The following is an 18,931-nucleotide window of genomic DNA, read 5'->3' as shown; positions in this document are numbered from 1 at the left end:
TTTGCCCTGCGGCCTTTTTTGAACGGAAAATGAAAGAGGACCGCGTCTAAGAATGGAGGCTGACCTAGGATTGTCTACACAACGTTATCCTTTTGCATATGATCCGGCTGAACCTTTTGTATCCCGTCTCGGGGAATGGGTTGCCGATGTTTTTTACGATATTTTGCCAGAGTCCGGCTTCGAGGTACGGGATGAACAGATTTTTATGGCATACCAGCTCGAACGGGCCTATGGAGATAAAAAGACCATTATGGCGGAGGCCGGTGTCGGAACAGGCAAGACGTTAGTCTATCTGCTCTACGCGGTCTGTTATGCACGTTATACGGGCAAACCGGCGGTGATTGCCTGTGCCGATGAGTCCTTGATTGAACAGCTTGTGAAGCCCGGCGGAGATATTGCGAAGCTGGCTGCACATCTGGACTTGGAAGTGGACGCACGTCTGGGCAAATCACCGGACCAATACGTTTGCTTGAACAAATTAAGTGCAATGCGATTTGCGGATGAGGATGCGCCTGTTATTGAAGAAGTGCATGAGAGCCTTCCGGATTTTGTAAATACGCCGGGTACACTTCAGGCTTTCCATCCGTATGGTGACCGTAAACAGTATCCACATCTGAACGATCGTCAGTGGAATAAAATCAACTGGGACCCGTTCCAGGATTGTTTTGTATGTCCAAAACGTCAACGTTGCGGCCTGACGCTGTCGCGTGACCATTACCGACGTTCCAAAGACATCATCATCTGTTCCCATGATTATTACATGGAGCATGTGTGGACCTATGATGCGCGCAAACGCGAGGGACAACTGCCACTGCTGCCTGATCACAGCTCCGTTGTATTTGATGAAGGACATTTGTTGGAAGAAGCAGCCCTGAACGCACTGAGCTACAAATTGAAACACCGTATCTTTGAGGAACTCGTGACTCGTCTGCTTGAAGGTGAGATTCGTGAATCCCTGGCGGAGCGTGTGGATGAAGCGATTGAGAGCAGTGAGCGACTGTTTGCGTTGCTGGATACGTATACGGTGGCGATCCCTGGATCGGAACGGAAAGAAGTTCGGGTAGAGCCGCCATTGCTGCGAGAGATTGAACGTCTGACCAGTGTACTGGATGCGATTGGCGAAGAATTGGTATTTGAGAGTGGATTGTTCTCGTTGGATGGGTACCAGATGCGTGTCGTGGAAGAACATCTGGACATGATTCAGTCTGCACTTGCGTTGTTCCGTAAGGAAGATGGCTACATCTGCTGGGCGGAAGAGAGTGAAGACGAGACGACATTATCGATCATGCCGCGCACCGTGAAGGAAATGCTGAACGAGCGTGTGTTCAACACAGGTATTCCAATCGTGTTCTCCTCTGCAACGTTATCTGTGGATAGTTCATTCCGTTATGTGGCGGACAGCTTGGGCATTGATGATTTTGTATCCTTCTCCGTAGCTTCACCATATGATTATGCGGACAAAATGAAGATGAAAATTACCGATGAAGCTATACCGGGTCATCCCGAAAATGAAAATCGCATGCGCGACGCGGTGTCCATGCTTCAGGATAGTGGAGGACGTGCGCTGATTCTGTTCCGTACGATGGAAGAACTGCGTGCGTTCAAGCAGGATATTGTTCATGTACCTGAAGTAGAAGGTTTGCGCTTTATGTATGAGGGCGACCGGGAGATCAGTGATCTGATCGCGGCGTTCCAGCAGGATGAGGAGAGTGTGCTGTGCTCCGTCAATCTGTGGGAAGGACTGGACGTTCCAGGTCCGTCATTATCCAATGTCATGATCTGGTCACTTCCTTATCCACCACAGGACCCTGTCTTCAATGCGAAACGCAGTGCGTCGGCAGCCCCATACGAAGAGATCGATCTTCCGTATATGCTCTTGCGTGTGAAGCAAGGTCTCGGACGTCTGATTCGGACAAGCACGGATTCCGGTTCCGCGGTCATTCTCGATGAATCGCTGTATACCAAAAAGGAAGCCAAAGACCGCATTGCGGCCCTGCTTCCCGAAGGTGTGGAATGGACAACCCTGACACACTAACCAGCTTAGGTTAAATGTTCTTGCTTAATTTTTGATGATAAGGTTTCTTGCCAAAATAAGTTCTTGCTATCTGCGGATACAACCATCCGTAAGTGAGCAAGGGCTTTTTTTTGTTTTGATGGTTCCTTCAATGTACTTCGCTTCCCTTTTTTCGGGGATTTTCCCTCGCCCTCGCTACCAATCGCTCCAACATTCTAACGAATCTACCGCACCTTATTAGAGTGATAATAAAGAGATGTGAATTCTAACGAATCTCAGTAACGTTATCCCGCCGAAAATAGCTTTTAAGCCTGTAAATCGACGAATTTGGAGGAATAACGTCGCTGTGATTCCTTACACGTCAGACCTGCGCAAATAGGAGCGAATAGCGTGTGCTCGGTTCATTAGAAGCAATGACCAATGAGCGCTAATAAGGGAAGGCCTCTGTCATGCCATGACTTTTGGGACATGGAAGCCCCTTTTTGATGTGTATAGATTTTTGCTGTGTTAAAAAATACCCATGCTCAGATACCGTTCCCCGGTATCCGGCGCAATGCAGAGCACCCGGTGCCCCGGCCCCAGTTCCTTCGCGATGCGAAGGGAGGCCCACACCGAAGCGCCAGAGGAAGGGCCGAGCAACAGCCCTTCCCGGGCAGCAAGCTGCCGCATCGTATCCAGTGCTTCCTCATCGGACACCTGGATGATGGCATCCCACACGTCGGTATTCAGGATGTCCGGAATGAACCCTGGACTTGTACCGACGAGCTTGTGTGGTCCGGGCTCGCCACCGGACAACACCGGAGAACCTTTGGGCTCCACCGCATAGATGCGGATGTCAGGTAACTGCTTGCGCAGTTCTTCTCCCGTCCCGGTAATGGTGCCGCCAGTTCCAGCCGTAGCGATGAAGGCGTCCAGCTTGCCATCCATCTGCTGCATAATCTCGGGAGCCGTCGTGACCCGGTGAATGTCCGGGTTCGCCTGATTCTCGAATTGCTGCGGAATGAAGCTGCCCGGAATGTCTGCCTGAAGTTCTTTCGCTTTGCGTATCGCACCTGGCATCCGCTCCGCAGCAGGCGTGAGCACCACATCTGCGCCATAGGCTTTCAGAATGTTGATGCGTTCCTTAGACATGTTGTCCGGCATAATCAGAATGGCTTTATATCCTTTGGCGGCGGCATTCATCGCAAGACCTATGCCAGTATTGCCGCTGGTTGGTTCAATAATGGTAGCACCAGGGAGCAAGTGGCCCGCAAGTTCAGCCTGAACGATCAGGTTATAGGCGGCACGGTCTTTGACGCTACCGCTGGGGTTAAAGTATTCCAGTTTCACGTATACGTCAGCGGAGTTGCTGCCTGTGAGTCTGTTCAGTTTAACAGCAGGTGTCTCGCCGATCAGTTCGGTCACATCTGCGGCAATGCCTGTATGTGCGGGTGTTCGTTTAATCGAATGGGTATTCAAATCCATGAAGTACAGCTCCTTGAATGATAAGACGTTGAGAGCATATCCGGATTGAAATCAATTCATGACTTATTAGAATGGTTGGATATCTCTATTCCATCTTAATGAACGTAACCTTCCGTGGTCAACTTGTTTTACTGGGGATGGATATTCTAAGGCTCACTTAAAGCAGTAATGAACATTAACAATTAGTGGTAGTGAGGTTTTGTAATGGATTCAAGCGTAATCTTAGATGGTAAGCAGGTAGATCAGATCCATCTGATTTAGATGAACAATAGAAGGGGTTCGCATACCCGGGTTCAATATTGTCAGAGTTGCATCAGGTCTGTGCCAAGTCCATCTGAAGATGCCGACTGAGTTCTTTTTTAACTTCATTGCGTGCGAACGTCCATAGCATGTAGAAACGTTGCCAATACCCCCGGCACATATACAGAGTTTCGATACCCTCGGCTTCCCGTTTCTCTTCCAGTACTTTGACACCGCGGGCTCTCATCTGTTTGCGCAGTCCCAGTATCTCCTTAAGTACTTCATTCTGAATGCGGGTGAGCGACAGAATATAGACCTCGGGCATTTTCAGAAGCAGTGTATCCAGCGTTTGAATATCCCGTTCCAGTACATCCAGCAAAAGCGTACGCACAACCATACCTTTAATCAGACGATGATCTTCGTCCGCAGGCGTTGGGGCTGAAGTGGAAGAGGCGGCCATATGTTCACTTCCTTAGCCATAAATATATCGTTCTAATTAAGAACAAATGTTCCTATTTGTGTTATGTTCAGCATAATCCTGAGTCATGCAGGTTTCAATCTGAAAATATTTACATTTTCTCTTTAAGGCAGTTTGAATTATATGAAAATCCTTGTGGAATAAGGATCGCAGGCAACTTCGCCTTGTCGAAATACAGAACATAAAAGGAGAATGTCCTCCCCGTGTTTAGAGTTTGTTTATAGTAACTCGTTATACTACCTTTAAAATTTCAAACCACATTGAAAGGAGTACTAATATTTAAAAAATACATATTTCAACGGATGTACGTTTGATGGATATACGAGCCTTAGTAGTTGAGTAGCTCTTAAGAAGATTTATAAGATTGACACGGGGTCAGAGCAAGGTGATACAAGATCAGGAAATCTAATATGATGAAAGGAAGGGTGATAGTGGTGAATAAAAGATTGCTGAGGTTTAAAAAAGTCATAACCATGCTGATTGTAGCTGCATTAATTTTTGGAGGAATTCCATGGTTTCAAGCGTTAAGTGTAGATCGTGCTTATGCGGCAAGTGGAACATGGGTAGATGTAGGAGGGGGGGGCTTCTCATCAGGAAAAGTGGAAAATATTGATTTAGTTTTTGATAACGAAGGGACACCGTACACCTTATTTAAAGATGCAAGCAATAACGAAAAAGCAACGGTTTTAAAATACGTTTCCGGAGCATGGCAATCTGTCGGACCTGCTGGCTTCTCTGCTGGTGGTATTTATACTTCTTCGCTCGCATTTGATTCTCAGAATACTCCATACGTAGCCTATCAGGATACTGATAATGGAAGCAAGGCCAGCGTAATGAAATTCAATGGAAATCAATGGGAGTTCGTTGGCACGCCTGGATTATCGGCAGGAGCTGCGCTTTACGTTACTCTGGCATTCGGTCCTAATGATACGCCCTATGTTGCATATCAAGATCGTGCTGCAAATAGTAAAGTGACGGTTAAAAAATGGAATAATAATCAGTGGGAGAACGTTGGACCAGCTGGTTTTACAACAGTCGGTGCACTAGAGATGTCCAAATTGGTTTTTGACGCCAATGGTATTCCTTATATTGCTTACAAAGAAGATACAACAAATAATAATAAATTGACTGTCATGCAGTATGCAGGGGGTTCATGGAAGAATGTGGGTAATGCTGCGTTTTCGTTAGGCTCGGGCTCCTATCCATCCCTGGCAATTGGCCCAGATAATAGACCATATGTTGCTTTTGAGGATGGGGCCAATAGCTTTAAAGCTACAGTTATGAAGTTTAACGGCACCCAGTGGGGAATTGTAGGTAATCCTGGATTTTCCTCCGGTACATTAAACAGTATGTCTCTAGCATTTGATCCACAAGGTCTGCCTTACACGGCTTTCAAGAATAGTGTGGAAGAGAGCATGGAGCCGCAGGGTGTAATGATGAAACTAGACGGATCTCAATGGACTGTGGTTGGGGAAAAACCATTTTCCGCTGACCAAATCAATGAAACTTCACTGGCATTTGGTCCAAATGGAAATCCCTACGTTGCTTATGCGGACGGAAATAAAAATTACAAACTGACTGTCATGACGCTATCTACAGATCATTCAGTGACTTATAATGCTAATGGTGCAATTACTGGAAGTGTTCCCGTAGACAACAACAAATATCAAAAAGATGCAACAGTAACCGTGCTTGACAACACGGGAGAATTGACAAGAGAAGATTACCAGTTCACGGGATGGAATACAGCGGCAGATGGTAGCAGAAGCAGCTACAGCGCAGCAGATACATTCTCCATGAATGATAGTGATGTTACGTTATATGCACAGTGGCAACCACTGTATGTAAATATTAGTTTTGAATCTAACGGCGGAACCGAGATTGACAATCAAAAGGTGAACTACAATAGCTCAGCTGTAAATCCTGATGCTCCAGAAAAAACAGGATATACGTTCTCGGGCTGGTATAAGGATAGCCAATTGCTTCAATCTTTTGATTTCAATACGAGTCTGACGCAAAATATTACACTGTACGCGAAATGGAAATCATCGACAGCAACGCTTTCCAGTCTGACAGTAAATTTGGGTCAATTGACACCTGCTTTCTCTGCAGATGAGCTTGATTATCGCGTAGATGTTGAATCTGACGTGACAAGTTTAGACTTCTCTCTAGGTAAAGCAAATGAAGGACAAGTCGTACACGTAACAGGCGCTACAGATGAAAATGTGACGGATGGCATATACACATACACAGTTACGGATCTAGTATACGGGTCAAACCTTGTAAACATTAATGTTCAGGCGGAGGACGGCACTAGTAACGACTATAAACTCAACGTTAATCGAATTGACATCACCAATGCCAAATTGAGTGAAATAGCTCTACCTTCGATCACTTTATCTCCGACATTCAGCCCGGAAGAAGAGATATATGAAGCGACAGTCAGCAGTTCTGTTAGCACGACTGAAATTAGCGTTAAACCCGATCAAACGGGAGCCACAGTGAAAATTAATGGTATCAGCGGTAACAGTACAGTCGTGCAATTAGTCAGTGGTATGAACACAATTACGATCGAAGTAACTGCATTGGACGGAATAAGCAAGAAAACATATACGCTGAACATCAAGCGCAATAGTGATAGTTCAGGCGGATCGGGTGGCAATGGAAACTCCGGGGGTTCCGGTTCTGGTGGAAGTAGTGCAGGTGTACCAGTGACTACTCCCGTCATAAATCAGCCAACTACAGATGCTAAAGTACTCGTGAACGGTAAAGCCGAGAATGCTGGAAGCTTAACTACTACTGAAGTGAACGGGCGAAAAGTTGTAACCCTTGCAGTGGACGCAACGCTCATTGCACAAAAACTTCAAACCGAGGGCAACAAGGCTATTGTCACGATTCCCGTGACAGGCAATGCGCAAGGAGATCAGATTATTGGTGAACTGACGGGCCAGACAGTCAAACTCATGGCTGACAAACAAGCCGTATTGGTGCTTCAAACGGATATTGCCTCTTACACATTACCTGCACAGCAGGTTAATATTGCGCAGCTCGCGCAGCAACTTGGTGTGAATTCTGACCATTCCTTGGAGAACATCAAACTGCATATTGAAATTTCGCAGCCGACTGCAGCAGTCATACAGACAGCACAATCAGCAGCTCAGCAAAATGGATTTACTCTTCTGGGATCACCAGTTGATTTCAAAGTAACAGCCATCTTGAATGGCAAATCCGTGAGCCTGGATAAGTTCAATAGTTATGTGTCACGTACAATTGCATTACCAGCTACCGTTGATCCTAACCAGATTACCACGGGTGTTGTGGTGGATGCAGAAGGAACTGTGACATGTACCCACAAAAATTACACAGGTCAATGGGATATACCATGCACAGATTAATAGCTTGACCAACAGTGTGTATGCCGTTATCTGGCACCCGCATACCTTCACTGACGTTGCTCAACACTGGGCTGAGACAGAAGTGAATGATATGGGTTCACGTATGGTTATCGAGGGCATTACGGACAGAACATTTGAACCGAACCGTGGAGTTACACGTGCAGAGTTCGCTGCCATCCTGGTACGTGGATTAGGATTAAAACCTGGAGAACAGCTTAACTCCTTTAATGACGTGAGTGGAAGCGAGTGGTACGCAGGTGCTGTGAACACGGCGGCTAGCTATGGATTAATCGAAGGTTATGAAGATGGAACATTCCGTCCACAGGCACAGATTACTCGTCAGGAAGCGATGGCGCTCATTGTACGAGCTACGACAGTGACTGGAATGGAAACAGCTGCTCCTGCCGGAAACGTTCAGCAATGGTCTTATTACGCAGACGCTGAGCAAGTAGCGAGTTGGGCGAAGGAAGCAGTAGCATCCAGTATCTCTACCGGACTGGTATCCGGACGTGGAAAAGATACCATTGCTCCGAATCAATCGATTACTCGTGCCGAAACAGCTGTAATTATACGCAGATTGCTTCAACAGTCTGGTCTGATTTAGACAGCCCCAACATATAAGTACGAAATTACGAAATAATGACTAATGAAACAGGCAGCGCGGGGTTATGCGTTGCCTGTTTTTTTGTGGATGAAGTTAAAGTCTAATCAACGCTTATTAAAGTTCTTATAGGTTAAAATATTTTTTCAAAAAATGAATTTTAGAAAAGTATATTTTTCTTTTTTTATTTACAGAACATATGTTCTTATATTATAATTGAAAATAGCAAGTAGTAGGAAAGACCCGAGCTGTTACGAGTATTCCTCGTTTTCTAAAGTTTGTTGAAAGCAACAAACAGGACAAGCCTGCTCCAAAATAAGGTATAATTTATGGGTTTTGCAGGAAACCTAAGGCCATAAACCAAATAAGCCTTATGCAATGCAGTCTGCTACAGAAGTGATTACAAGCAATGAATTACTGCAATGAATTGCGATCATGATTCAAGGATGCCTTGCCTTAACACGATGACGCCGAGTCAACGAGAAGAAGCAACTTATTTTTACTGAAAATGAGCAACAAAAAAGCCCCTGCCTTGGGCGGCGGGGCCTATGGAATACTGCCGATTCAGCGGCAGGCTTGATGATGTGTTCAGAAATTAAGCAAGATATTGAGGCTTTTCGTAGAACGCCTCTTTTTCAAGGATGACCTTATAGGGTCTTTCCTTGCCCTTCAGGGAGGGTCCAATAGTCGTTAGCGGCACGGCCGGCTTGTGGAAACGATCTTCTTCCTTGGGTTCCGGAACCGGTCGTGATGATTCGGGCGCAGAACTGAGGCGTACCTTTTTTTCGCTGCCCCAGCGCTTGCTTATTTTTTTCGTTTCCGGTTTCATTCCGGTTCGCCTCCTAACAAATCGTTGATGGCGTTGAACAGTTGACGATTCTGTAGGTCAATCTGCTGAAATACCGCCTCATCCGCTTCAATATGTCCAATAATGTGAACGGTGATTACATACCTCTTGGCTACAGGATAGCATAGCAGATACTCTTTCTCAAGGTAATCATCATAGAGATTGATCTTGATCTTGTTTTCCCGGTAAGAATCAATCACCAGGATGCGCTTGGGATCATCCGGTGGTTTGTTGTCGTTAGCGGACAAGTCATACTTTCTTCCCGGTTCTCCAACATTACCACATAATTGCTCGATATAACCACTGTCATCTGTACGGTATATGGCTGTGCCACGTACGGCAAATGGAGGATGAGAGACAAAGGCGGTACGCAGGGCATCGCTCATTCGCTCCAACATCTTGGCATCTGCTTTGCGGGTACGCAGCAATTCCCTAAAGAACCGCAGCAACTTGAGCAGTTGTAACCTTGCTTCTCCCTCAGTGCGTTTATGCTTCTCAATGATGTTCTCCAATTCTGGATCACTCCAGCGTCCTTGTTCCTCAATACTGTCTGCGATTTTGGAACATGCCACGGACACGGCTGGTGCCCACTTTCCGTCAGAACGGATTTCATACACAAGTGGATTTAATCCCAGCAGATCTGTAGGCATACGCAATCCTTCGACCTTGGTTGTGTCCTTGATGTCCGTAATATCTTCAGGAAGAATGAAAAAAATACGCTTTCGTCCCAGACGGCCCATAAACAGACCCATTTCAAGCATTGTATTATCCCGGACCGACGCGTAGTACTTCCCACGAATTTTGGATATATCATCCGGATGAAAAATAAAAATGGCGAAGTCTGTCGTACGAACTTCTGTTTCCAGGTCGTCCATCGTATAGCTGCTTGGATTAAAAACTCCGGAGTACCAAGGGGTAACTTCGGCTGAAAAACGTAAGTTTTCGTGTACTGCGGCTGCAATCGGCTTCGCTTCCAGCGAGCAGCCAATAAAGACTCTTGGCTTTAACGTTTTCATCAATCCGCCTCGCTTAAACGGTAGTGGGATTCAATTGTTATATTATACCATAAACAGCAGAGTAAGTCTGGAAACGTCTGAGCTGGACAAAGAATAAAGCCGATTACGTTTGCTATAGTGTATGTGCGAAGGGAAAATGATTCCTTTAAAAAGCGCAAGAAAATAAAAAAAGGCCCCGATTTGTCACAGTTGGGTGACTGACAGTTATTTTTGGAAGCTTTGGTCATAGAATAAAGGAGCAGGTTGCACCATTAGCAAGCATTGCTTATCCTGGTGTTGCCGTATGACTGCTGGAGCAGTCCAGAGGCTGCTTTATGCCTGTTTTTGATGGGTCTGCTGTTTAGACCCGGTCACGTTGGTGTTATATAATAGAAGAACAAGCAAGTTAGCTTTGGTGTTTAAACTGAATGAACTTGCAACTGCTGTAAGTTGGATTTACAATTTACACAGGAACGAAGAGTGCAGAACCCATCTATAGAAGCGAAGCGTTCGCTGAAAGCTTTCTGAAAGAAAGCTTCGGAAGCATAAGCTATCACCGGATTTTCCCAGAGGGAAAATGGAATTCCAAAAATCCGGGGATAACAGCGATCAAAAGAGGGTACTGCAGTTGAAATGGTAAGTGTACAATTAAATGTTCAAGCTTATGCATTGTAGTTATTTTTCAGTTTAACTAAGCACAGCTAACCACAACAGAACAGAAAGGATCAGGATACCATGAGTTCCCGAAGGACAATCTCCCCAAGGACGATCTGGAAACGTTACGATCTCTCATACACATAGCGCCCCTTGTAGAGTACACCAACCGGTTTCAAAAAAACGGCTGACTCTGCGAAAGAGGGGATTGGAATGAATATTCGAAGGACGTACACGATGATTTCTTCCAGGCTTACCTTTTGCAGGGTACGGTCGGTCTAAAAAACCAACCTACAAACTGCGAGGGAACCTGAATGAAGAGAACATTGTTAACCTTACAACACGTTAAAACAGAGGCGATCAAATTCGCCATTATGCTACTCGGTACATTTATTTTAGCTTTTGCCTATTATCACATTAACTTTCAGAATCATTTATCGGAGGGCGGATTTGTCGGTCTGGCCCTGCTCGGAAAATACGCAACAGGCTTATCACCTGCTATCGGTATGTTGTTACTGGACATTCCGGTCATGATTCTGGCCTGGTTCCTTAAAGGCTGGAAATTCATGATTCAGGCATTGCTTGGCGTCGGTGCATTTTCCCTATTCTATGACGGCTTTGAACGATACTCCACACTGGTGATGTCGTTTAACGGAAATCTGTGGATTCCGGCAGTTCTATCCGGTGTATTGACAGGGGTAGGCGCGGGGATCGTGCTTCGATTCGGTGGAGCGACAGGCGGAGACGATATTCTCGCTGTGCTGGTTAGCCGCTGGAAGGGATGGAAGCTGGGAACAGTTTTCTTTGTCAGTGATGCTTTTGTATTGGGATTGTCGCTTTTCTTTCTTCCGGTAAAAGAAACTTTATATACGATTCTGGCCGTATGGATCGCCAGCAAAGTCATTACGTACGTCGTTAGTGTTCCGGCTCGCGGAACCGTGGTTACGACTTCAGCTGTGAAATTGCCGATGCCATCGGCTGCAGCCAAGGCAGTTAACGCTGCTGCTGTTTCACAACGGACTACGGTGGCTAGAGGGGTATCCCATTAACCATACGTTTCAGAACAACCATAACCTGTATCGGGTTTAGATGGTTAACGTTCATACAAAATCCCTTTTGACTGCTCTTCAGCAGCAAAAGGGATTTTGTTGTTTTCGCTCATGTTTCAAGACTTGATCGAAGAAGCAATCTGACCATCCTGATTATGGATAATCGCGCGAATATTCTGTTTGCTACTGAGTTTTTTGGCTTCATCCACAGCTTCAGCTTTAGTATCAAATGTGGACAGATAGCTAGACTTTCCTTCTTCCTTGATCGCCCAGCCAGAGTCGGTAGGCACGACATGGATGTTGTCATGACTCTTGGACGAAGATACGGGCTCAGAATGACGACGCTCCGTGGAAGATGACTTTTTAGGGTTGGAATTTTCAGAAGAAGATGTGGAGTCCGATTTCGAACTTTCCGGTGCGGGATGATTCTCATCCCATTCTTCCGCCTTAGCTGTCGCTATGGCAATCGAGCGTCCTTCCTCATACCCGTCATCAAGCAGAGCATTAGCAATTTCAATTGCTTTATGTCTGACACGTGGTTCCAAGTTCTTCATGGATACCGGATAATCCTGTTTGTTCCAAGGCATATGAACCCCTCCTGTACAATAATGGATTAGTTGTATATTACCCTGTGAGGAGAGGGATAAACGATGAACATCCGAGGTCGTAAGTGCATTTACCGATGATCTATATAAATTGAAATAAACATTTACACGAAACGGAGAGGACAGAAAAAACCTGAAGAAACGAAGTGTTCGCCTTTATCCCCGGATTTACCCCTTTCTAAAAGGAATCAAAAAATCTGGGGATAACAGCGATGGGAAGGTTGTTCTGTCATCGGAGTGTCCAGTGTAAACATTCTTTATTTCAACTTATATAAAAGGATCTCGTTCCTATACTTTTGCAAGCCAGAGGAGTATAATGCTGTCCATGTAAGAAATAAGTTCAATAACAGGAATATAAAGGAGTACATACATATGTTTAGTCTTAGCCTAGCAATCCCTATGCTATTCACCATGCTGATTCATGCTGCAGACAGCTTGTCATACGCGCTCCGCCTTGGTGGTTTACGCACCCGCAGAATCGCGCTGGCCATTTCTTTGGCGGGTATCTTGCTGCTGGTTTCTAGAACCTCGAATATGGCCCAAGGTCCAATGGTAGGTAATCTGGTGGATACCGCAACACGCGGAGCCAATCCACACTTTGCGGCACAGCTACACTGGTTAATGGGTGCGGCAACGATTGGAACGGCATTAGCCATATTGTGTTTTCCAACCATGGTGAAGCTGTCTTCGAGAATGGTTGTACATTTTGAAGCAGCCGGTTCCATCCCTGCAATGGTCCGCGGTATGCTGAAGCGAAGCAAGATTAGAAATGCCATGTATTACATCACCCCGCCATCCTGGAAGATGGCCAAACGATTGGTACAGCATGGGATGCCAAGACGGTTGATGATGCTGAATGTAGCGGTAACCGCAATCTACACCACGGGTGTCCTGTCCAGCTTGTACGCAGCGTACCTTTATCCAGGGCAGGCTGTAGCCGCATCCCAATCAACAGGGCTGATTAACGGAATAGCAACCATATTGCTGACTATCCTGATTGATCCGCGGATTTCTCTGCTCAGTGACAAATCAATACGTGGGGAGATTCGTTTGGATCGCATGAATCAGATTTATGGCTGCATGCTCGTATCCCGTTTGTTCGGCACACTGTTGGCACAGCTGTTATTAATTCCATTTGCGTATTGGATCGGTTGGATTGTAAGTATGATGTGACAACTTCTTTCCTGAAATGTAATCAGGTACTCTCTTGTATATCTTTTGAAGTAAATTAGAGGGTACCTGTGCACATTGAATTGACGGAGTATTTGTGCTGTGATAATATTAGACCGAATAGTCGGTTTAGTTTATGGAGGTTTTTCCAATCGAAGTCAAACGAAGAAAAGATGTTGCCCAGATTAAGAAAGACATTGCGCGTAATACCAAGGAACTGTTCGCCCAAAAGGGATATAGTGCAACTTCCATGGAAGACATATGTACGATTAACAATCGGAGTAAAGGCAGTATCTATTATCATTTCAAAAGCAAAGAAGAGCTATTTATGTACCTAATCAAGCTTAATAATGAAGACTGGATGGATGCCTGGCTGGTCAAAGAATCCGGGTATGAGACAGCTGTAGATAAACTATACGGACTTGCTGATCATTACGTAGATGACTTGGCGAATCCCCTGAATCATGCGATTAACGAGTTTGTCTCGGGTCAGGTCGTCAGCCAGGAGATGCTTGATGAGATGCTTTCCCTGATTCGAATTCCATATGCGACATATGAGTCCATTATTGCTAAAGGGATGCAGGACGGGGAGTTAAAACCGGATGACCCACAGGATGTAATGCACATTATCTACGGTCTGTTTAGCGGATTGACTACGCTCTATTACGAAAAGGACCTGACGGATATTCGTCGTATTTACCACAAAGGCATGGCCAGTCTGCTGGCAGGCATTCAACAACGTTAACCATGAAAAGCTGATGTAACGTCAGTTTTTCTTTTTAAACATTAATAAACCGGACAGTCGGTTTAAAAGAGGAGATGGCGAATGAACACATTGTTTAGAAACAAAGCTTTTTTAATCGTGACAGGGTCTGATCTGCTGCAAAATCTGGCGATATGGATCCGAAATATGGCGATCCTCTATTATGTGATGGATCGAACTCAGGGAAGTCCAATAGCTGTTTCGCTGATTACCGTACTTGAATATGCCCCGATTTTTGTTTTCTCCATCATTGGCGGTGCACTTGCTGATCGTTGGAATCCCAAACGTACGATGATATTGGGGGATATTCTGAGTGCATTGTCTATTGTCATGATTATTGGCGTTTTATCTTCCGGGTATTGGCAGATTCTATACGTAGCCACGTTTGTATCCTCTATCGTTAGTCAGTTTTCTCAGCCATCCTCTCTAAAGATTGTAAAGCGAAATGTAAAAGGAGAACATTTGCAATCTGCAATTGCTATTACACAGAGTGGTCAATCGTTGTTTTTAATTCTCGGACCAATCGTCGGAACGTTTATATACACTGCAATGGGAATTCAGGCGTCCATGTACGCATTACTCATTCTATTCCTCACCTCTGCGCTTCTACTCACATTTCTGCCTAAAGACGCCACGCAGCGGGAAACAAATACCTCATTATTAGCGGATATCAAAGAGGGCTGGCAATATGTTGCTCGATCTCGCTCGTTAAAAATGCTTAGTCTGGTATTCATCTGTATAGGGCTTTCTGCGGGTCTCATCAGCCCACTTGGCATATTTCTGATCACCGAACGTCTGGGACTTGAAGCAACATCGTTACAGTTCCTGTCTGGAGCATCCGGATTAGGTTTATTGATTGGAGGAGGTATTGCGGCTACGGTAAGTGGCAAGTTGAATCAGACTTTAACTCTAATCGTAGGTGTGCTGTGTCTGGCTGTAGCCACGATGGGGGAAGTGTTATCCAGTTGGTTCTGGCTGACCCTGTTGATCAGCTTCTTGAGCTCAATCAGTTTGGCATTTATCAACGTCATCATCTCCACATATTTGGTCACCCGGATTGATGAGCACATAATCGGGAGAGTGAATGGCACCATTACACCTTTATTCATAGGGACTATGCTTCTTGGATCTTCCATGGCAGGTGTACTGATGAACAGCACATCCATTTTTATCGTCTACGCAATCTCGGTTACCGTGATGATCCTGGGTATTGTTCCAGCGATGCGAATTCAATTTCGTAATGATCAGACGGCTCCTGCTAGTACATTGAATTCGGAAATCTCTTCGAGCCAAACCTAATCTATGCATTCTCGTGCAACAATAGTTCGTCTATGTAAAACAAGAATGTACGACAAAAAAGCAGCGGGATCATCCCACTGCTCTTTTTGTATTTGTATTAAAACTTATTGAAAAAGGACGGCGTACTCACCGTATCCTTCTTTTTGCAAGTCTTCTTTGGGTACAAAACGAAGTGCCGCAGAGTTGATGCAATAACGCATTCCACCTGCTTCGGCAGGACCATCGTTGAACAGGTGACCCAGATGGGAATCGCCCTCACGACTTCTCACTTCGGTACGAATCATGAAATGGCTGAGATCGGTTTTTTCCTTCACGTTGTGGTCACGCAATGGACGTGTGAAGCTCGGCCAGCCGCAGCCGGAATCGTATTTGTCGGTAGAACTGAACAATGGCTCACCGGATACGATGTCCACATAGATGCCGTCACCGTGGTGATCCCAGAATTCGTTGTGGAATGCAGGCTCGGTCGCGCTGTTCTGCGTAACTTCATATTGAAGCGGCGTCAGGCGCTCTTTCAGCCCATCTTTATCCACGTTACCGGACCAGTTGCGTTCGATGAAATCTACACGTCCAGAACCTTTGCTGTAGCGTTTGTAGTGGGCAGGGTTCTTCCGGTGATAATTTTGGTGATGTTCTTCCGCTTCATAGAACGGTTTTGCTGGCAAGATCGGTGTGAAGATCGGTTTATCAAAACGTCCGCTTTGTCCCAGCTCCGCTTTGGAAGCTTCCGCAATTTCGCGCTGTTCTTCACTGTGATAGAAGATGGCCGTCTGGTAGGAAGATCCGCGGTCATGGAATTGCCCGCCTGTATCCGTAGGGTCAATCTGCTGCCAGAACAGTTCAACCAGTTTCTTATAAGGGAAGATGGCAGGGTCGAACGTGATTTGTACAGCCTCTACATGTCCTGTTGTCTCCGAGCAGACCTCTTCATATGTTGGATTCTCGGTATGTCCTCCTGTATAACCCGATACGATTTTATGAATACCGGGCAGTTCTTCAAAGGGGGATACCATACACCAAAAGCATCCGCCTGCAAAAGTTGCTAACTCACTTGAATGTTGTTCCATGCTATAGTCACTCCATTTCTGATGAAGATTTAGCGCTCGTGTTCGAGCTCCAGCAATCTACTTTTTTATTAAAACTTGTTACACAAGCATTAGGCTTGCTCTTCTATTATATCCTGAATTGGCAAGCCAACCAAGCCGGAATGATAACAAGCTGAATCTGCACGGTTTGCCAATTCCGAAATCAGACTTTGTTGCGTGACCGAAAGCGAAATAAGAGCAATACAATGGCCATGAGCACCAGATATCCGGCAAGGATGGCCAGGCTCAGCCAGATTGAGGTTTCAGCTTGTGCACCTGCATAGGCAAATACAAAAATCGCTGGCATTTTCCCAATGGCCGTGGCAACCATGAACACCCAGAATGGCGTATACGTTATACCTGCATAGATATTAACGGCCATCTGAGGCACGACCGGCAACAGTCGCATCGACATGACTCCCATGAACGGATGTGCTTCCATCCATGTGGTAAAACGATTCAGACCCCGAATACGTTCGAGGTAGGATCTCGCCTGATGCCTGAAGATGGTTCTTGCTCCGCCATAGACGAGCATGGCAGCAAGTGTTGTGCCAAGCCAGCATATCCAGGCTGCCGTTGTGGTACCGTAACTGTAGCCAAAGGCAATAATAACAAACTTATAAGGAATTACAGGCACAAGAGCAAACAATGTTGCCATGGCGAGTAAAAGCGGGATGGACTGATGGAGATCGGTCCAGGCCAGCAGTTCATATCTGTAAATAAACGTGACTCCTGCAAGTAAAACATAGAGGAGGAGCCATAACCATTTTCGCAAAATCCCAAACGCTCCTTTCAGATCAGGCAGGTCTAGTCGTGTCCCGATCTGTACTGCTGTTCCTCATAAGTTTACCACGTTCGCCCATTGTCTGAACAATTCGTACCGAAGTCTGCCGCAATCACTGGCAAGTTGCTGTCCGAAGGGTTACACTATAGGACGTGGAAATATAGAACCGAACTGAAGGTGGAATGATCATAATGGAAACAACCAAACGTAAACGAATTGCAATTATCGGACTCGGGGGTATTGCACGTAAAGTGTATTTGCCGCTGCTGACCGCTCATCCGAACGTGGAGATTGTGGGGATTATGAACCGATCTCTGGAGCCGGTCAAAGCCGTTCAGGAGGCGTATAGATTAGAACGGGGAACAACGGATCTGAAAGAACTGTTGTCCTGGGATCTGGATGCGGTGTTTGTACATACAGCAACAGAAGCGCACTTTGACATTGTCATGCAATGTTTGGAACAGGGATTGGCCGTATACGTAGACAAGCCGTTATCCTATACGCTTCGGGAGTCGGAAGAGATGACGGCTTTTGCCGAGGCACAAGGTCTGTTACTGGCAGTGGGCTTCAATCGCAGATTCGCACCGATGTACCAAAAAGCGAAAGAATGGATGCAGGGTGGAAAAGGCTTCGAGTCCCTGACAGTGACCAAACATCGTACAGGCATTCAGGATCGTCCTGCGGCAGAAACCATCTATGATGATCTCATCCATATGTTGGATTTAATGATGTGGTACTCGGATCACAACGTGGAGCTGCTTCATCAATGGATTAGGAAGAACGATCTGGACAGACTGCTGCATGCGACCGGAACAGCCAAGCTGGGCAGAACAGCCTATGGCCGATTCGATATGGTACGTGAAGCTGGGGCAGATTTGGAGAAGGTCGAATTGCATGGTGGTGGACGCTCTGTTGAAGTCGTGAACATGGACTCGATCAGCTACATGGAACAGGGGAGTTTGGAAACCAAAGAAACGTTCGGGAGCTGGGACACTGTGTTAGCACGCAGAGGTTTTAGCGGAGCCGTCGATCATTTCCTGGCTTGTTTGGACTCGCCTGATGATTGCCTGATTAGTGCAAGTCATGTCATGGACAGCCATGAGCTGGCTGAACAATTAATCCGCAAATAGTTGCAGAATACACATACGGAGGAATAGACGTTATGGATGAATATGAAAATGAACGTAATAAACTGATTGAGGAAGCTGTCATTGAAACCTATAAACAGGAAGAAGAGATGATGATCCTCGTATTTGCCCAGTGGTGTGTCAATCATGGATTGGACCCGGAAGAGATGTACCGGCAAGCCTACCCCAATCAGCAAAGCAACGAGCGTTTGCAGCAGGTGCAGAAGCTGATTGTATCCAAGGAGGAAGCCGGTGAAATCCCGGATGATACAGTACTTGGCGTGTTGTCCATGTTTGGCAATGAAGATCTGGCGATGGTTGTATCCGAGGCCATAGCCGCGCGCAAATAAGTTCAACTTAC

Annotated in this window: 16 protein-coding genes; 9 read left to right on the top strand and 7 right to left on the bottom strand. The window is 45.9% G+C overall.

What is annotated here, in order from left to right; translation table 11 throughout:
• Positions 1 to 70 precede the first annotated feature (70 nt).
• Entirely contained in the window at positions 71 to 2,035 is a 1,965-nt protein-coding gene (locus NYE45_RS19635; RefSeq protein ID WP_340013690.1) for an ATP-dependent DNA helicase, read from the top strand.
• A gap of 486 nt (positions 2,036 to 2,521) precedes the next feature.
• Here the strand turns inward: NYE45_RS19635 and cysK are convergent, their stop codons facing one another.
• Positions 2,522 to 3,478 carry a cysteine synthase A gene (gene cysK / locus NYE45_RS19630; protein ID WP_340013689.1) on the bottom strand — a complete coding sequence of 319 codons (957 nt, stop codon included), beginning with the start codon at positions 3,476 to 3,478 and terminating at the stop codon, positions 2,522 to 2,524.
• A gap of 313 nt (positions 3,479 to 3,791) precedes the next feature.
• Positions 3,792 to 4,178 carry a hypothetical protein gene (locus NYE45_RS19625; protein ID WP_340013688.1) on the bottom strand — a complete coding sequence of 129 codons (387 nt, stop codon included), beginning with the start codon at positions 4,176 to 4,178 and terminating at the stop codon, positions 3,792 to 3,794.
• 452 nt (positions 4,179 to 4,630) lie between these two features.
• On the opposite strand from NYE45_RS19625, the gene NYE45_RS19620 reads away from it, so the two are divergent.
• A complete protein-coding gene (locus NYE45_RS19620) occupies positions 4,631 to 7,591 on the top strand; it encodes an InlB B-repeat-containing protein (protein WP_340013687.1) in 2,961 nt (986 codons plus the stop codon).
• Between the two features lie 4 nt (positions 7,592 to 7,595).
• Positions 7,596 to 8,195 (top strand): S-layer homology domain-containing protein, encoded by a 600-nt coding sequence (locus NYE45_RS19615; RefSeq protein ID WP_340013686.1) that lies wholly within the window; start codon positions 7,596 to 7,598, stop codon positions 8,193 to 8,195.
• 592 nt (positions 8,196 to 8,787) lie between these two features.
• On the opposite strand, the gene NYE45_RS19610 is transcribed toward NYE45_RS19615, so the two are convergent.
• Complete coding sequence (locus NYE45_RS19610) at positions 8,788 to 9,021, bottom strand: hypothetical protein (RefSeq protein ID WP_017687536.1); 234 nt, start codon at positions 9,019 to 9,021, stop codon at positions 8,788 to 8,790.
• On the bottom strand, positions 9,018 to 10,055 hold the full coding sequence (locus NYE45_RS19605) for a nucleotide-binding protein (RefSeq protein WP_340013685.1): 1,038 nt from the start codon (positions 10,053 to 10,055) through the stop codon (positions 9,018 to 9,020). The genes NYE45_RS19610 and NYE45_RS19605 overlap by 4 nt, the downstream gene beginning before the upstream one ends.
• A gap of 947 nt (positions 10,056 to 11,002) precedes the next feature.
• On the opposite strand from NYE45_RS19605, the gene NYE45_RS19600 reads away from it, so the two are divergent.
• A complete protein-coding gene (locus tag NYE45_RS19600) occupies positions 11,003 to 11,737 on the top strand; it encodes a YitT family protein (protein ID WP_340013684.1) in 735 nt (244 codons plus the stop codon).
• A gap of 116 nt (positions 11,738 to 11,853) precedes the next feature.
• On the opposite strand, the gene NYE45_RS19595 is transcribed toward NYE45_RS19600, so the two are convergent.
• Complete coding sequence (locus NYE45_RS19595) at positions 11,854 to 12,324, bottom strand: DUF2188 domain-containing protein (RefSeq protein WP_340013683.1); 471 nt, start codon at positions 12,322 to 12,324, stop codon at positions 11,854 to 11,856.
• Between the two features lie 390 nt (positions 12,325 to 12,714).
• Here NYE45_RS19595 and NYE45_RS19590 point away from each other — a divergent pair, with 390 nt between their 5' ends.
• The 3 genes from NYE45_RS19590 to NYE45_RS19580 all read left to right on the top strand — a co-directional run bounded on the left by NYE45_RS19590 (position 12,715) and on the right by NYE45_RS19580 (position 15,574).
• Positions 12,715 to 13,515 (top strand): lipid II flippase Amj family protein, encoded by an 801-nt coding sequence (locus tag NYE45_RS19590; protein WP_340013682.1) that lies wholly within the window; start codon positions 12,715 to 12,717, stop codon positions 13,513 to 13,515.
• Positions 13,516 to 13,648: 133 nt separating this feature from the next.
• Complete coding sequence (locus NYE45_RS19585) at positions 13,649 to 14,257, top strand: TetR family transcriptional regulator C-terminal domain-containing protein (protein WP_340013681.1); 609 nt, start codon at positions 13,649 to 13,651, stop codon at positions 14,255 to 14,257.
• An 81-nt stretch (positions 14,258 to 14,338) separates the two neighbouring features.
• Positions 14,339 to 15,574 carry an MFS transporter gene (locus NYE45_RS19580; protein WP_340013680.1) on the top strand — a complete coding sequence of 412 codons (1,236 nt, stop codon included), beginning with the start codon at positions 14,339 to 14,341 and terminating at the stop codon, positions 15,572 to 15,574.
• Positions 15,575 to 15,678: 104 nt separating this feature from the next.
• Here NYE45_RS19580 and msrA read toward each other — a convergent pair whose 3' ends face one another.
• Both msrA and NYE45_RS19570 read right to left on the bottom strand, forming a co-directional pair.
• The gene (gene msrA, locus NYE45_RS19575) at positions 15,679 to 16,641 is read right to left on the bottom strand and encodes a peptide-methionine (S)-S-oxide reductase MsrA (protein ID WP_062835311.1); all 963 of its coding nucleotides are present in this window, start codon (positions 16,639 to 16,641) and stop codon (positions 15,679 to 15,681) included.
• A gap of 181 nt (positions 16,642 to 16,822) precedes the next feature.
• The gene (locus NYE45_RS19570; protein WP_340013679.1) at positions 16,823 to 17,434 is read right to left on the bottom strand and encodes a VTT domain-containing protein; all 612 of its coding nucleotides are present in this window, start codon (positions 17,432 to 17,434) and stop codon (positions 16,823 to 16,825) included.
• A 200-nt stretch (positions 17,435 to 17,634) separates the two neighbouring features.
• Between NYE45_RS19570 and NYE45_RS19565 the strand changes: the two genes are divergently transcribed.
• Together NYE45_RS19565 and NYE45_RS19560 are read left to right on the top strand one after the other, a co-directional pair.
• Positions 17,635 to 18,573: a Gfo/Idh/MocA family oxidoreductase gene (locus NYE45_RS19565; protein ID WP_340013678.1), complete on the top strand. Its 939-nt coding sequence runs from the start codon at positions 17,635 to 17,637 to the stop codon at positions 18,571 to 18,573.
• A gap of 32 nt (positions 18,574 to 18,605) precedes the next feature.
• Complete coding sequence (locus NYE45_RS19560) at positions 18,606 to 18,920, top strand: hypothetical protein (RefSeq protein ID WP_340013677.1); 315 nt, start codon at positions 18,606 to 18,608, stop codon at positions 18,918 to 18,920.
• The last annotated feature ends 11 nt before the right edge of the window (positions 18,921 to 18,931 follow it).

Source organism: Paenibacillus sp. FSL K6-1318 (genome assembly GCF_037976905.1).
In the GTDB taxonomy this organism is placed as follows: Bacteria; Bacillota; Bacilli; order Paenibacillales; family Paenibacillaceae; genus Paenibacillus; species Paenibacillus amylolyticus_A.
Note: the sequence above shows the minus strand (reverse complement) of the source record. Positions and strands in the feature narration are given on the sequence as shown.